The organism is Bradyrhizobium sp. (assembly GCF_027307225.1).
Classification (GTDB): Bacteria; Pseudomonadota; Alphaproteobacteria; order Rhizobiales; family Xanthobacteraceae; genus Bradyrhizobium.
The window spans coordinates 1-12,726 of sequence record NZ_DAHUXJ010000132.1 but is presented as its reverse complement, the minus strand read 5'-3'; the positions used below and the strand labels follow the sequence as shown (position 1 = coordinate 12,726).

General features: G+C 62.8%; 13 protein-coding genes and 2 riboswitches. Of the genes, 4 read left to right on the top strand and 9 right to left on the bottom strand.

The genetic code is table 11. From position 1 onward, the window contains the following. Positions 1-331: 331 nt before the first annotated feature. A complete protein-coding gene (locus M6D32_RS22380; protein ID WP_298260343.1) occupies positions 332-727 on the top strand; it encodes an SRPBCC family protein in 396 nt (131 codons plus the stop codon). A 77-nt stretch (positions 728-804) separates the two neighbouring features. On the opposite strand, the gene M6D32_RS22375 is transcribed toward M6D32_RS22380, so the two are convergent. Then, positions 805-1,857, bottom strand: a complete 1,053-nt coding sequence (locus tag M6D32_RS22375; protein WP_298260341.1) for a hypothetical protein — start codon at positions 1,855-1,857, stop codon at positions 805-807. Between the two features lie 118 nt (positions 1,858-1,975). On the opposite strand from M6D32_RS22375, the gene M6D32_RS22370 reads away from it, so the two are divergent. Continuing rightward, a complete protein-coding gene (locus M6D32_RS22370) occupies positions 1,976-3,316 on the top strand; it encodes a sorbosone dehydrogenase family protein (protein WP_298260339.1) in 1,341 nt (446 codons plus the stop codon). Between the two features lie 6 nt (positions 3,317-3,322). Here the strand turns inward: M6D32_RS22370 and M6D32_RS22365 are convergent, their stop codons facing one another. Further along, positions 3,323-4,429 carry a 2'-deoxycytidine 5'-triphosphate deaminase gene (locus tag M6D32_RS22365; RefSeq protein ID WP_298260337.1) on the bottom strand — a complete coding sequence of 369 codons (1,107 nt, stop codon included), beginning with the start codon at positions 4,427-4,429 and terminating at the stop codon, positions 3,323-3,325. Between the two features lie 103 nt (positions 4,430-4,532). Further along, positions 4,533-4,612, top strand: a riboswitch (SAM riboswitch). A gap of 72 nt (positions 4,613-4,684) precedes the next feature. On the opposite strand from M6D32_RS22365, the gene M6D32_RS22360 reads away from it, so the two are divergent. Continuing rightward, the gene (locus M6D32_RS22360) at positions 4,685-5,905 is read left to right on the top strand and encodes an O-succinylhomoserine sulfhydrylase (protein ID WP_298260335.1); all 1,221 of its coding nucleotides are present in this window, start codon (positions 4,685-4,687) and stop codon (positions 5,903-5,905) included. Positions 5,906-5,970: 65 nt separating this feature from the next. On the opposite strand, the gene M6D32_RS22355 is transcribed toward M6D32_RS22360, so the two are convergent. From M6D32_RS22355 to M6D32_RS22345, 3 genes are all read right to left on the bottom strand, one after another. After that, a complete protein-coding gene (locus tag M6D32_RS22355) occupies positions 5,971-6,972 on the bottom strand; it encodes a GDSL-type esterase/lipase family protein (RefSeq protein ID WP_298260333.1) in 1,002 nt (333 codons plus the stop codon). A gap of 72 nt (positions 6,973-7,044) precedes the next feature. Further along, entirely contained in the window at positions 7,045-7,836 is a 792-nt protein-coding gene (locus tag M6D32_RS22350; RefSeq protein ID WP_298260332.1) for an SGNH/GDSL hydrolase family protein, read from the bottom strand. Further along, a complete protein-coding gene (locus M6D32_RS22345; RefSeq protein ID WP_298260330.1) occupies positions 7,833-9,068 on the bottom strand; it encodes an OpgC domain-containing protein in 1,236 nt (411 codons plus the stop codon). Before M6D32_RS22345 ends, M6D32_RS22350 begins: the two co-directional genes overlap by 4 nt. Before the next feature lie 212 nt (positions 9,069-9,280). Here M6D32_RS22345 and apaG point away from each other — a divergent pair, with 212 nt between their 5' ends. After that, the gene (gene apaG / locus M6D32_RS22340) at positions 9,281-9,673 is read left to right on the top strand and encodes a Co2+/Mg2+ efflux protein ApaG (protein WP_298260328.1); all 393 of its coding nucleotides are present in this window, start codon (positions 9,281-9,283) and stop codon (positions 9,671-9,673) included. 198 nt (positions 9,674-9,871) lie between these two features. Here the strand turns inward: apaG and M6D32_RS22335 are convergent, their stop codons facing one another. The 4 genes from M6D32_RS22335 to M6D32_RS22320 form a co-directional block, all read right to left on the bottom strand. After that, positions 9,872-10,213 carry a DUF190 domain-containing protein gene (locus M6D32_RS22335; RefSeq protein WP_298260326.1) on the bottom strand — a complete coding sequence of 114 codons (342 nt, stop codon included), beginning with the start codon at positions 10,211-10,213 and terminating at the stop codon, positions 9,872-9,874. Between the two features lie 2 nt (positions 10,214-10,215). Beyond that, positions 10,216-10,644 (bottom strand): fluoride efflux transporter CrcB, encoded by a 429-nt coding sequence (gene crcB, locus M6D32_RS22330; protein ID WP_298260324.1) that lies wholly within the window; start codon positions 10,642-10,644, stop codon positions 10,216-10,218. A gap of 16 nt (positions 10,645-10,660) precedes the next feature. Then, positions 10,661-11,044, bottom strand: a complete 384-nt coding sequence (gene crcB / locus M6D32_RS22325) for a fluoride efflux transporter CrcB (RefSeq protein ID WP_298260322.1) — start codon at positions 11,042-11,044, stop codon at positions 10,661-10,663. Between the two features lie 189 nt (positions 11,045-11,233). Further along, positions 11,234-11,294: riboswitch (Fluoride riboswitch) on the bottom strand. A gap of 191 nt (positions 11,295-11,485) precedes the next feature. Beyond that, positions 11,486-12,496: an Hsp33 family molecular chaperone gene (locus M6D32_RS22320; protein WP_298260320.1), complete on the bottom strand. Its 1,011-nt coding sequence runs from the start codon at positions 12,494-12,496 to the stop codon at positions 11,486-11,488. Between the last annotated feature and the right edge of the window lie 230 nt (positions 12,497-12,726).

Sequence of the window (12,726 nt, the reverse complement as noted above, 5' to 3'; positions counted from 1 at the left end):
GACCCACGAAAGCTTCGCTATAATCGCCCATGACTCGCCCTCCTTGCGTGAGGCTCTGCCCGGCCTATCCGGGTAACCCTCGCACTCGCATCGAGGGTGAGTCGCCTCCGCTCTGAAAGAGGGACATACGGTCTGAGGAGCTTGCGCCAGCAAGCGTCTCGATGGATGAGGCCGCCGACGCCTCATGGTTCTCCCGGCGATGCCAACGGGTCGCGCGAACGCGCGCCCGATGACAGGCTCCGCATCGTCCGGCGACGCGCACCGGAGGGCGCAAGCGCCGCCGGGGGCCCCTCACCATGAGGTGACAGACACATGACGAGGAAAATCACCCATGGCTTCGATTCACAAGGACTTCATGATCGACGCGCAGCCGGATGTTGTCTGGGATGCGGTGCGCGACTTCGGCGCGGTGCATCAACGGCTGAACCCGGGTTTTGTCGTCGATTGCCGTCTCGAGGGTACCGTGCGCATCCTGACCTTTCATACCGGCGTGGTGGCGCGCGAGGAATTGGTGGATTGCGACGACACGCGGCGACGGCTGGCCTATGCCATCATCGGCGGCGAGCGCGTGAGGCATTATAACGGCTCGGTGCAGGTCTTCGTTGATGGCGAAAGCCGGAGCCGGATGACCTGGATCGTCGATGTGCTGCCGAACGAGATCGCGCCCTATATCGCGGGCCAGATGGATATTGCGATCAGCGCGATGCAGAAAAACCTCGGACGATAGCCTGTCCGGCGCGGCTTTCGTGATTCCTCTCACAGAAGCCGCCTCGTTCGCCTCCGAAGTCGGCAAATCCGCTTTCCTCAAGCGATCGACCACACGAACGGTGGCCGTCCACCCGCCGCTGTCGCGAGATCGACCGCGATGTGGCGGCCGCAGCCTGCCGCAAGGCCCTCGAACAGACCGTGGAGGACGCCAGCGCAAGCTGGATGGTAGTCGCCGACATCGTCCATCAGCTTCCAGCTCTGCTGGCTGATCTCGAACCGGCCTGATGATTCCCTGACTTCGGCCACATCACCCTCGGCCGCGAGCAACGACATGAGCAGCGCCGCGCATTCCCTTGCGCCTCCATGGTGTGCCGCGAGCGCCTGTGCCACGTCGTCGAAATACTGCATGCCGATCAGCTTGCCGGTGAGACGCAGGAGATAGCCGGCATCCTCGGGGCCAAACAGCTGCACCATCACGGGAGCCGCGGTGCGGACGTATTCCATCGCGTAGTTGCGGTAGGCCTTTTGCAGCCGCGGCTTCGGCCAGGTCGCGACCGGCAAAGCCGGTGCGTTCGCAGGATCGAACAGCGGCGCTTCGAGATGGCGGGCGAATACCAGCCGCTGCTCAGGCTCGAGCGGATGGTCGTACTCGCAATAATAACCTTCGAGACCATCCTGACCGTCGACGCTCTGCTTGGTGCAGACGAAGCCGAGCCTGAGATCGCCGAGCGCGACGCCGTTATTGGCGTGCCAGCCGCGCAACATGGCGCGCGAGACTTCACCCGGCACGCCGCAGATCGCGGTACCCTTCCAGATCCAGCGCGGCACCGGATAGCGGATCCAGGCCTTGCGATCGCTCTCAAACATGTATTCGACATGCACGCCGCCGATCCAGTTGGAGAGATAATGATATTGCGCGGCAGCGACCGCCGGCGGCAGATGTCTGAGGCCGAGTTTGTCGAGCCCCGGCAGGAAGCGCTCCTGCTGCTGGCGGCGAAACACGCGGAAGACAAACTCCGCGGCGTCAGCGCTGCCGCGCCGCGTTACCACCGTGAGGATCAACCCGGTGAAGCAGGCGTGGTAGAGATCGGCGACGCTGCGCCAGCGTTGCCATTCGGCTTGTTGCGCTTCCGGCTGGACTGCTGTCATCTCCGTCCCCCTGACCTCGGTCATCTCATCTGGCTCACAATCCCATGATTTTCACTTGTTGATGCTGTGAAGGTGGTCCGGCTTCCCTTATGCTGCGGTCTCCGGCGAGGGGCCTTACATGCATAACCGACTTTTTCCGCCCGCAAGGCCCGTGCTTTTGTTTTGTATCACGGGTCTTGCTTTGTTGCTCGCCGCCTGCAACGAGCAGGAAACCGCCACGGTTGGACAAACCTTTGGCCCCAAGCCCACGCTGGTCGAGCCGGAAAAATCGCTGACGCCGACGGTCAACGTCGCCAAGGCGATCGGCTGGCCGGCCGGCGGCAAGCCGGTCGCGGCCGAGGGCATGACGGTCAATGCGTTTGCGACCGCGCTCGATCATCCGCGCACGCTCCACGTCCTGCCGAATGGCGATGTGCTGGTGGCCGAGACCAACGCACCGGAACGCCCCGCCGAGAACAGGGGCATCAAGGGCTGGATCACCAGGATCGTCATGGGCCGCGCTGGCGCCGCTACGACCAGCGCCAACCGCATCACGCTGTTGCGCGATAGCGACGGCGACGGCACCGCCGAGACCAAGAGCGTTTTTCTCAAAGGGCTGAACTCGCCATTCGGCATGGCGCTCGTGGGTGGCTATTTCTATGTCGCCGATGCCGATGCGATCATGAAATTCCCTTACCATACGGGCGACACCAAAATCACCGCGGCCGGGACGAAGCTTGCCGATCTGCCGGGAGGCCCGATCAACCATCACTGGACCAAGGATCTCGTCGCCTCGGTTGATGGGTCGAAGCTCTATGCGACGGTCGGCTCGAACAGCAATATCGGTGAAAACGGGATGGACGCCGAAACCAATCGCGCCGCCGTGCTCGAGGTCGATCGCGCGAGCGGCAAGTGGCGCGTGTTCGCATCCGGCCTGCGCAACCCGAACGGACCGGCCTGGCAGCCGCAAAGCGGCGCCTTGTGGGTCGTGGTCAACGAACGCGACGAACTCGGCAACGACCTGGTGCCGGATTACATGACGTCGGTGAGGGATGGCGGCTTCTACGGCTGGCCCTACAGCTATTACGGGCAGCACGTCGATGCTCGCGTCCAGCCGCAGCGGGCTGATCTGGTGGCAAAGGCGATCGCACCGGACTACGCGCTCGGCGCGCACACCGCTTCGCTCGGACTCACTTTCAATACCGGCAAGCTGTTTCCGTCCGACATGACCGACGGCGCCTTCATCGGCCAGCATGGTTCGTGGAACCGCAAGCCACGCTCCGGCTACAAGGTGATCTTCGTGCCGTTCGCCAACGGCATGCCGTCGGGCCAGCCACGTGACGTCCTGACTGGATTCCTCAATAGCGATGGGGAGGCGCAAGGGCGCCCCGTCGGTGTCGCGATCGACAAGACCGGCGCGCTGCTGGTGGCTGACGATGTCGGCAATACGATCTGGCGCGTCACGCCCGCAAAGCACTGATGAAGCTCACACGCGAAAGTGCTTGGAGAGTTTCAGGCCCTGCGCCTGGTAGTTGGAGCCGATGCGCTGGCCGTACATCGCATTGGGCCGCGACAGCATTTTCTCGTAGACCAAGCGGCCGACGATCTGGCCGTGTTCGAGAATGAACGGCACCTCGCGCGAGCGCACTTCCAATACGGCGCGTGACCCCTTGCCGCCGGCGCCGGCATAGCCGAAGCCGGGATCGAAGAAGCCCGCGTAGTGCACGCGGAATTCGCCGACCAGGGGATCGAACGGCACCATCTCGGCGGCGTAATCCGGCGGCACCTGCACCGCTTCTTTCGAGGCGAGGATATAGAACTCGCCGGGATCGAGGATCAGGCTGCCGTCGGAGCGCGCCGCGATCGGCTCCCAGAAATCGTCGACCGCATAGCCGCCGCGACGATCGACGTCGACCACGCCGGTGTGGCGCTTGGCGCGGTAGCCGACGAAGCCGTTGGCCCTCTCGCCAGAGAGATCGACGCTGAGCGCGACGCCGTTGGCAAGATCGGCGTCATCGACGTCGACCAGCTTTTCCAGCGTGTGCAGGGCGTCGAGTTCGTCGGCGTCGAGGATCGCATCGCCGGTGCGGAAGCGAACCTGGGAAAGCCGCGATCCCTCCCGCAACAGCACCGGAAAGGTCTTGGGGCTGATCTCGGCATAGAGCGGACCGTGATAGCCGGCGCCGATCATGTCGAAGCGGCGGGTGCCATCCGCGATCACGCGGGTGAAAACATCGAGCCGTCCCGTGGAACTCTTCGGATTGGCGGCGGCGACGATTTCGCCCGGCAGCGCCAGCGACTCCAGCAGCGGCACGATGTAGACGCAGTTGGTTTCCAGCACCGCGCCGTCGGAGAGGCTGATCTCGTGCAGCTTCAATTCGTCGATGCGCTCGGCCACGGTGGCGCCCGGGCCCGGCAGAAAACTCGCGCGCACCCGGTAGGCGATGTCGCCGAGGCGCAAGTCGAGGCTCGCGGGCTGGATTTGGCTCTCGACAAACGGATAGGCCGGACGGATCAGGCCCGCATCCGCCATCGCCGCGATCATGCGGTCGGGCAGGATGCCATTGGCGCCGGGCGGAAGCGTGAAGCTCACGGGATAGAGTCCTTTACCCAACCTTCCAAATGCCGAAAATTGCGAGCTTTTACCGGTTATCCGATGGTCGGCTTGACGGAAAGGGTGCGAGAGAATAGAGCATGACTTATCCCGTGGTGATTTGAGCCGGCCGGCTTGCAGCCACGTAAAATAAGTCGCTAAACAGGCCGGGGACAATGTGATCCCGGCCTTATGGAGTTTCTCCAGGCCGGTTTTTTTATGGCCGTTTTCGAGAGCGGCCATGACGGAGGTCACATGTCGAATCCTGCGCCTACCAAGTCTGCGTCTGCCACACCCGCCCCTTCCCGCTACCGTCCCGAAACCCGGCTGGTTCACTCCGGAACCATTCGCTCGGAATTCGGCGAGACATCCGAAGCGGTGTTTCTCACCCAGGGCTATGTCTATGACAGCGCCGAACAATGCGAAGCGCGCTTCAAGGGCGAAGACCCCGGCTACATCTATTCGCGCTATTCCAATCCGACGATCTCGATGTTCGAGCGTCGCATGATCGATCTCGAAGGCGCCGAGGCCGGCCGCTCCACCGCGACCGGCATGGCGGCGGTGACGACGGCCATTCTCGCACCGCTGAGGGCCGGCGATCACGTGGTGGCCGCGAAGGCAATGTTCGGCTCCTGCCGCTACGTGGTGGAAGACCTGCTGCCGCGTTACGGCATTCAATCGACGCTGGTCGATGGTCTCGATCTCGACCAGTGGCAGCGCGCGGTGCGTCCGAATACCAAGAGCTTCTTCCTCGAAAGCCCGACCAATCCGACGCTCGACGTGCTCGACATTTCAGCTATCGCCGAGATCGCGCACGCCGGCGGGGCGCGGCTGATCGTCGACAATGTGTTCGCCACGCCAATCTGGCAAAGCCCGCTCACGCTCGGCGCCGACGTCGTGGTCTATTCCGCGACCAAGCACATTGACGGTCAGGGCCGCTGTCTCGGCGGCATGATCCTGTCGTCGGAAGCCTTCGTCGCCGAACACCTGCACACTTTCATGCGCCAGACCGGCCCGTCGCTGTCGCCGTTCAACGCCTGGGTGCTGCTCAAGGGACTGGAGACGCTGGCGCTGCGCGTTCGCGCCCAGACCGACAATGCCGCGAAGGTAGCCGATGCGCTGGCGCGGCATCCGAAGGTCTCGCGGCTGATCTATCCCGGCCGCGAAGACCACCCGCAGGCGGCGCTGGTGAGGAAGCAGATGCGCGCCGGATCGACGCTGGTCGGCTTCGAGGTCAAGGGCGGAAAGCCGGCCGCGTTCCGCACGCTCAATGCGCTGAAGCTCGCCTGCATCTCCAACAACCTCGGCGACGCCAAGAGCATCGTCACGCATCCGGCGACCACGACGCATCAACGGCTGACGCCGGACGCGCGCGCCGAGCTCGGCATCAGCGACGGCTTCATCCGTTTCTCCGCTGGCCTCGAACATGCCGACGATCTGATCGAGGATCTGCATACGGCGCTGGAAAAGGCGTGATTGAAGCGAGTGGCGAATAGGGAGTAGCGAGTAGGATTCTATTCGCTATTCGCTATTCGCCCATATCACATCGGCCGGTTGACCGGCACGCTGGCCGGCACATTGACGCTGACGCCGAACTTGATCTGCCCGACCGAGCGAATGATGTCGTCGCCGAGGATCTGCGCGAAGCAGGCATAGCCCCAATCGTTCATGTGCAGGCCGTCGGCAATCACGAAACTGTCGATCGGCAACGCCTGGTTCTCATGCCACTGGCGCATCACCTCGAAGCGCGGGAACACGCCGATATGGCGAAGCTGGGCAACCCTGTGGATCAGCCTCACCATCTTGCTGGCGCCTTCGGGATGCTCGGTCACGCGCGGCGAATATTGCAGATCGACCAGCACGACGTCGGCGCCTGCCGCCTGGATGCGGGCCACCCCCTCTTGCACGAGCTGCGCCACTGAATCGGGATCGACATTGCGCAATACCGCGTTGGTGCCGACCTGCCAGATCACGAGATCTGGCTTCATGTCGGTCACCTCGCTCTGCAGCCGCTTCATCATCTGGGCCGCTTCTTCGCCGCCGCGACCGCGGTTGATGACGGTGATATCGGCGGTCGGATATTTCCGGTGCAGCTGCGCCGCGAGGCGATTGGGATAAGTGAACTCCGGCGACGACGTTCCGTAGCCCTGGGTCGAGGACGATCCGAAAGCCACGATCACGACCGGTTCGCCGGCCGCGAGCTTGTGCACGAAATGCGGCAGCGCGAACGACTTCGTCACGCCCTTCGGCGGCAGGCAGGGCACACGGCTGAAAATGCCGCCCGCCACTCTCGCTGCCCGCGTCACCCTTTCGATCGCCTTGTCGGTGAGGCTCTTCGGTTGCGCCTGGTTGCTGGGCGGCGTCGCGCTGGCCGACGGCGTCGCGGCGTCGGTCGGAGCAGCCTGGGCGGATCTCTCCGCCGCGGGCGCGGCCGGCTTGGAAACCTCGGGCTTGGAAACCTCGGCCTTGGAAGCTTCGGCCTTGGCGCTATCCGAAATGGCCGCCGGCGGCGCATCCTCCGCGCGGGCGGACGCTGCCGGCATCAGCAGCACCATGGCGATCAAGCAACAAAAAGGGCGGCAATAACTCCGAAGCGTCATCGAAGGCAGACTCTCTCAATTCTCCTGCGTCGGCTTCGGGTGGGCCGAAGCGATAATGAACTGCGACAATGCGCGCCCGAGGCAGCCGTGAACCTGCTTGGCAAGATCTGAACCATGGACCGGCGCGAACAGATCGAACGCTCCATCTTCGGACCATTTCTGCATCAGCGCGAAACGGTCGAACAATGGAACCTCGTGCTCCTGCGCCACCACGCGCATGTTATCCAGGTAGGTCGAAGCCGAAATCATCGATTCCGTGCGTGGACTATATTGCGGATTGATTAGTACCGCATCAGCACCGGCATCCCGCAAGGCAACGACGCCCTGGTCTACCGCGGTGCGGAAATCGTCCGGATCCACCGCGCGCACCGCATCGACGGTTCCGGTCTGCCATATCACCAACGTGGGCTTTTTGCTCACCACCAGCCTTGCAAGATCGGGCGCGACCTCCTCGGCGGTCTTCTTGGGCTGTATTTCTACGGATAAATTAACCTCGACCGCCGGCAGCTTCTCCTTCATGGCGGCCAGCATCTGGCCGGGATAGGAGGCAGCTTCCGAGGCCCCGGTGTTGACGCCGATCGTCGATGACCGGCTTCCGATAACAAGGATATTCAGCGGACCGCCGGCCTTGATGGCTTCTGCCACCTTCGGCAGCGCGACATCGCCGGCCAGGATATAGTCGGGCACCTCGCACGCTGGAGGCGCGGTGGACGCCGCGGGTGCGGTGTCGTCGGCGTGCGCAGAAGCGGCGGCCAGAAAACCGGCCAGCAGGCTCACACTCAGGATTGCCCCTGAGACGAACTTCATGCGCCCCCTCCCGCCAGATCGGCGTTGCCACCGGTGACCTTGGCACGGCCACTCTTGTTGGCGGAATGCTTGTACCATGAAAACATCCAGGCAGCGCCCGACATGATCAGGATTCCCGAAATACTGACAACGAAATGCAACCCGGTTCCGCCGGACAGCTCCGCCAGGATGAAGTGGCCGGCAAAAGCCAAAAACACGCCCAGACAGAATATCTCAAGGGAATGCTGGCCACAGAGGATCAAAGGTCGCAGCCAGGGTGATTTGAGGCCCGGCCAATCCCTCGGCAGGAAGTGCACCGTCAGGGCGGCCAGCGCCAGGAAATGCGCGAAACGCAGCACGTCCAGGTCGGTCTTGCTGATCGGATACATCCACTGCTCGAGCCGCTTCGGCATCAAATGGCCGAACTGCGGCACGTACCAGGTCAGCGTGACCAGGAAGGCAAAGAACAGATAGGCGGCGCAAATCCACAGCGTGATCGGGGATGCGATAATGCGCGACATCCGCTGCGCGCCGCCCTGCGCGCACCAGGCGCCGAACACGAACAGCAGTTGCCAGGCAAAGGGGTTGAAGAACCACGAGCCGTTCGGATAGGCCGAGAAGTGAAGATCGAATTGCCAGGTCGCAGCGTAAAGCAGCACCGAGAGCCCCAGGGTCAGGTCGGCGCTGCGCCGCATCAGCCACAGGATGAGCGGCAGCCACAGCATCAGCACGATGTAGAGCGGCAGCACATCCATGTTGACGGGCTTGAATCGCAGGAGCAGCGCCTGGACGATGGTGACGTCCGGCTGCTTGAGAAAATCCATGATCCCCATTTCTTCGGTATAGAGTGGATTCTCGAAGCTGGTGGCGACGTAGGAGATCTCGGCCAGAAAGATCGTGAACAGGAACACATGCGCGACATAGATCTGCCAGACCCGCCGCAGGATGCGCGCGGTAGCGACCACAAAGCCGGCATCGCGCATCGCGCGACCGTAGACGAAGGACGCGGTGTAACCGGAAATGAAGATGAAGATTTCGGTGGCGTCGGAGAATCCGTAGTTGCGGATGGTCACCCAGGTCAGAAGGTTCTGCGGCAGATGGTCGATGAAGATCAACCACAGTGCGAGCCCCCGGAACAGATCAAGCCGCAATTCGCGCTCCGTCGGACGCGCGATCGCCGGCGCTTTCGCGAGCGCAACAACGCCCGCGTCAGCCGTTAGCGGCGCGGATATCTGACCGGCAACCGAGGTCATCTCACATCGTCTCGGACGGTTAGGCTGCTTCTCCGACGCATCTCACAAGTCTACAGGCCGTCGGGAAACAAGCAAAGCCGCCGCTTAAGCCTCAACTGTGGTGAAACGGCGATGAATCCTTTTCAAAAGTCCTAGCGCGGCGCCGACCGCAATTGGTTCCGGCGAAACGATCGGGTAGGATAAAACGTAACTCCAGAGACAATTGATTCCGCATGTACCGCGCCATAACCCGCGACATCGAAGTGACCGTGGAGCCGAACTTTCTCCCGGAGCGTTCCTCCGTGGAAAAGCGGCAGTATTTCTGGTCCTACACCATCGTGATCGTCAATTCCGGCCGTGAAACCGTGCAGCTGCGCACGCGGCACTGGATCATCACGGACGCCACCGGCCGGCGGCAGGAAGTGCGCGGCGAAGGCGTCGTCGGTGAACAGCCGACGCTCGCGCCCGGCGAGCGATTTGAATATACGAGCGGGGTTCCGCTGCCGACCACCTCCGGCTTCATGACCGGACGCTACCAGATGGTGAACGAAAGCGGCGAGAAGTTCGAAATCGATGTGCCTACCTTCTCGCTCGACAGCCCCGAGGCGAAGCGGGTTTTGAACTGAGGGGTGCATTCCGGCCTCATGGTTCGAGACAGCGCTTCGCGCTTCCTCACCATGAGGGTGTCGAGCCAATAGGTCCGACCTCATCCTGAGGAGCATCGCGCTTCGCGATGCGTCTCGAAGGATTAAGCCACGGGCAAACCCGACCTCCGGTGACGAGGTGCCTTAACGCAACTGCCGTCCCGTGCCGCAAAGGCTTCCTCAATCCGGCTTGTTCAGCCCGTATTGCAGGACCTGGACCTTCTCAAGCGTGATGAGGCCGCTCGACATCATCGCGTCGAGTACGGGCAGGAAATCGTCGATCTTCGCCTCGCTGTCGACGATCTCGATCACGATCGGCAGGTCTTCCGACAGGCGCAGGATCTTCGTGGTGTGCAGACGGCTCGAGGCGCCGAAACCGATCGGGCCGCGCAGAACCGTTGCGCCTGCCAGATGCATCTCGCGCGCCTTCAGTACGATCGCCTCGTGCAGCGGCGCGCCTTCAAACCGGTCGTCCTCGCCGATGAAGATTCGCAGCAACAATGCCTGTTTCGGTATTTGCATGCTCAACTCCCCTTCAACCGATTGAGGCGGCTCGCCGCGAGATGCCCGAGCCAGACAGCCACGAGCCAGGTCACCACCGAAACTGCTATGTTCAGCAAGGCGGTCGCCGTCATTCCGTCGTGCAGCAGCCTGAACGTCTCCAGACTGAAGGAAGAGAACGTGGTGTAGCCGCCGCAAAGCCCGGTCATCACGAACTGACGCTGCCGCGTGCTGGCGAAAAGCCGTCCGTCGGGCTCATTGAGTGTACTATAAAACCCGATCACGAACGATCCGGTGATGTTGACGAACAACGTCGCCAGCGGAAAGCCGGCAATCGCGGGAATGGTAAGCCCGGCGACGTAGCGCGCGACGCTGCCAAGCATGCCGCCGATCGCAACGCAGACGTAGAGGATCGCCGTCTCCCGGCTGTTCGGCTTGGGTTTGCCAGTCATTGTCCGCGAGCCCGTTTCACTTGATAAGATCGCCGAGGGCGAAGCCCAGCGCGACGGCGGCAAGGCTCAACACCACCGAAGATCCGACATAGCTGATCGCACGGACGCGCTCGCCGTCTCTTGCCAGCGCCAGCGACTGCAAACTGAAGGAAGAAACGGTGGTGTAGCAGCCGAGAAATCCCGTGACCGCGAACAGCCAGTTATCCGGTGAGGCGAGGATGGAAGCCTTGTTTTCCGCGAGCGCTCCGAATATCCCGATCACGAAGGCGCCGCTGACATTGATGAGCAGCGTGCCCCACGGAAAGGTCTCGCCGATCCGTCTTGCCACGAAGCCGGAAACAAAATAGCGCGCGATGGCGCCGAGCAGGCTTCCCAGCATAACGCTGATCAATCCGCTCATGTGAGAAAGATCCCTTCCGCCAGAGCCGCTGGCGCTGCCGGCGTTCCGGGATCGGTGCCTTTTGCGATCATGTGCGCCTCCTCCAAACTCAAACCGCAAATCCAAAACCAGTCGCCCCGGGCGGCGCGAACCGACCGGAACAGCGGCTTCTCGTGGAGGAACACAGGCGTGCTCCTACCGACGCCAAGCGCCAAGGTAGGAGTCATCAGCCTTGCGGCGGTTACCGGGGGACCCCATCCCCTCGAATTTGGGGCGATCCTAACCCGCCATCGCGCATTCGCAAGCCGGAATTTCAGCTCGGCATGCGCGGCAGGCGTACTGGAGCGGGCTAATATTCCTTGCAGCGCCCGCCTTTGTTTATCCGACGGCCGTTCCCATCGAGCCGATAATCCCCTGCCAGGAGTCGATGCAGAAGATGCGGCCGCAGATCCGCTGGCCGCCTCAAGCAGCGCCACCTTCGACGCCCGCTTCCTGCGGCGTGAATTGGTAGACCGAGGAGCAGAATTCGCAGGTCACGACCACCTTGCCGTCCTTGACCATCTCGGCGCGGTCCTTCGCCTCAAAGCTCTTGAGCATGGCGGAGACCGCCTCGCGCGAGCAGGAGCATTGCGCATGCAACATCAGCGGCGAGAAGACGCGCACGCCGCGTTCGTGAAACAGCCGGTACAACAGCCGCTCGCCGGACAGATTCGGATCGATCAGTTCGACGTCCTCGACGGTCGCGATCAGCGACTGGCCTTCGACCCAGGCATCGTCATCGGCGACGGTGTGCGTCATCGTGCCCTCCGGGGCATCGCCGGGATCGAGATCGGCCTGCCGTGCGCGCTCCGGCGCCTTGGGCAGGAATTGCAGCAGCATGCCGCCGCCGCGCCAGCGCCGCCGCGCACCGCCCTCGCCGCCCCGCCACTCCTCGCCGACCGCAAGCCGCACCCGCGTCGGAATCTGCTCCGAGCGCAGAAAATATTCATGCGCGGCGTCTTCGAGGCTGCCGCCATGCAGCGCCACCAGGCCCTGGTAGCGGCTCATCTCGGCCCCCTGATCGATGGTCATCGCCAGATGCCCCTTGCCGAGCAGGCTGCCTGAGTCCTGGCCCTCCTTGATCCGGCTGGCATCGAACCGCGCATAGGCGCGCAGCCGATCCGGCGCCTGAAAATCGACGATCAGAAACGATACCGGACCGTCGGTCTGCGTTTGCAGAATGAAGCGGCCGTTGAATTTCAGGGACGTACCGAGCAAGGTCGTGAGCACGATGGCTTCGCCGAGCAGCTTCGCGACGGCTGCGGGATAATCGTGCTTGGCCAGCAGATCGTCGAGGCCGGGGCCGAGCCGTGTCAGCCGGCCGCGCAAATCGAGCGGGGCGACCTCGAAAGGCATGACCGCATCGTCAAGCGGCACATGCGACGGCGCACGGACCGGCGCATCCTGGATTTTGATGTCGGGGGCGTTGGTCATGGCGCTCTATCTGGGGTCCGATGTTGCAAAGCGAAAGGGGTAAATGGTGCGATGAAATTGCTCGCGTCGAGAGACGCGATCTTATCCCTTCCCCCTTGCGGCTAAGGCGTGCACACAATTTTTGTTGCCAAGATGGAATCGAGTCTGATTCCTTATCGTGCGGTCCACGAGAGGGATGACCGCATTGAAGACAGGGATGGATTGGTCAGTCGGCCGCTTTGGCGATGCTC

What these genes read in the sequence shown, in the direction of transcription:
- M6D32_RS22380 (WP_298260343.1), top strand. Translation starts at nt 332, where the DNA reads ATGGCTTCGATTCACAAGGACTTCATGATCGACGCGCAGCCGGATGTT.
- M6D32_RS22375 (WP_298260341.1), bottom strand. Translation starts at nt 1,857, where the DNA reads ATGACAGCAGTCCAGCCGGAAGCGCAACAAGCCGAATGGCAACGCTGG.
- M6D32_RS22370 (WP_298260339.1), top strand. Translation starts at nt 1,976, where the DNA reads ATGCATAACCGACTTTTTCCGCCCGCAAGGCCCGTGCTTTTGTTTTGT.
- M6D32_RS22360 (WP_298260335.1), top strand. Translation starts at nt 4,685, where the DNA reads ATGTCGAATCCTGCGCCTACCAAGTCTGCGTCTGCCACACCCGCCCCT.
- M6D32_RS22355 (WP_298260333.1), bottom strand. Translation starts at nt 6,972, where the DNA reads ATGCCGGCAGCGTCCGCCCGCGCGGAGGATGCGCCGCCGGCGGCCATT.
- M6D32_RS22350 (WP_298260332.1), bottom strand. Translation starts at nt 7,836, where the DNA reads ATGAAGTTCGTCTCAGGGGCAATCCTGAGTGTGAGCCTGCTGGCCGGT.
- M6D32_RS22345 (WP_298260330.1), bottom strand. Translation starts at nt 9,068, where the DNA reads ATGACCTCGGTTGCCGGTCAGATATCCGCGCCGCTAACGGCTGACGCG.
- apaG (WP_298260328.1), top strand. Translation starts at nt 9,281, where the DNA reads ATGTACCGCGCCATAACCCGCGACATCGAAGTGACCGTGGAGCCGAAC.
- M6D32_RS22335 (WP_298260326.1), bottom strand. Translation starts at nt 10,213, where the DNA reads ATGCAAATACCGAAACAGGCATTGTTGCTGCGAATCTTCATCGGCGAG.
- crcB (WP_298260324.1), bottom strand. Translation starts at nt 10,644, where the DNA reads ATGACTGGCAAACCCAAGCCGAACAGCCGGGAGACGGCGATCCTCTAC.
- crcB (WP_298260322.1), bottom strand. Translation starts at nt 11,044, where the DNA reads ATGAGCGGATTGATCAGCGTTATGCTGGGAAGCCTGCTCGGCGCCATC.
- M6D32_RS22320 (WP_298260320.1), bottom strand. Translation starts at nt 12,496, where the DNA reads ATGACCAACGCCCCCGACATCAAAATCCAGGATGCGCCGGTCCGTGCG.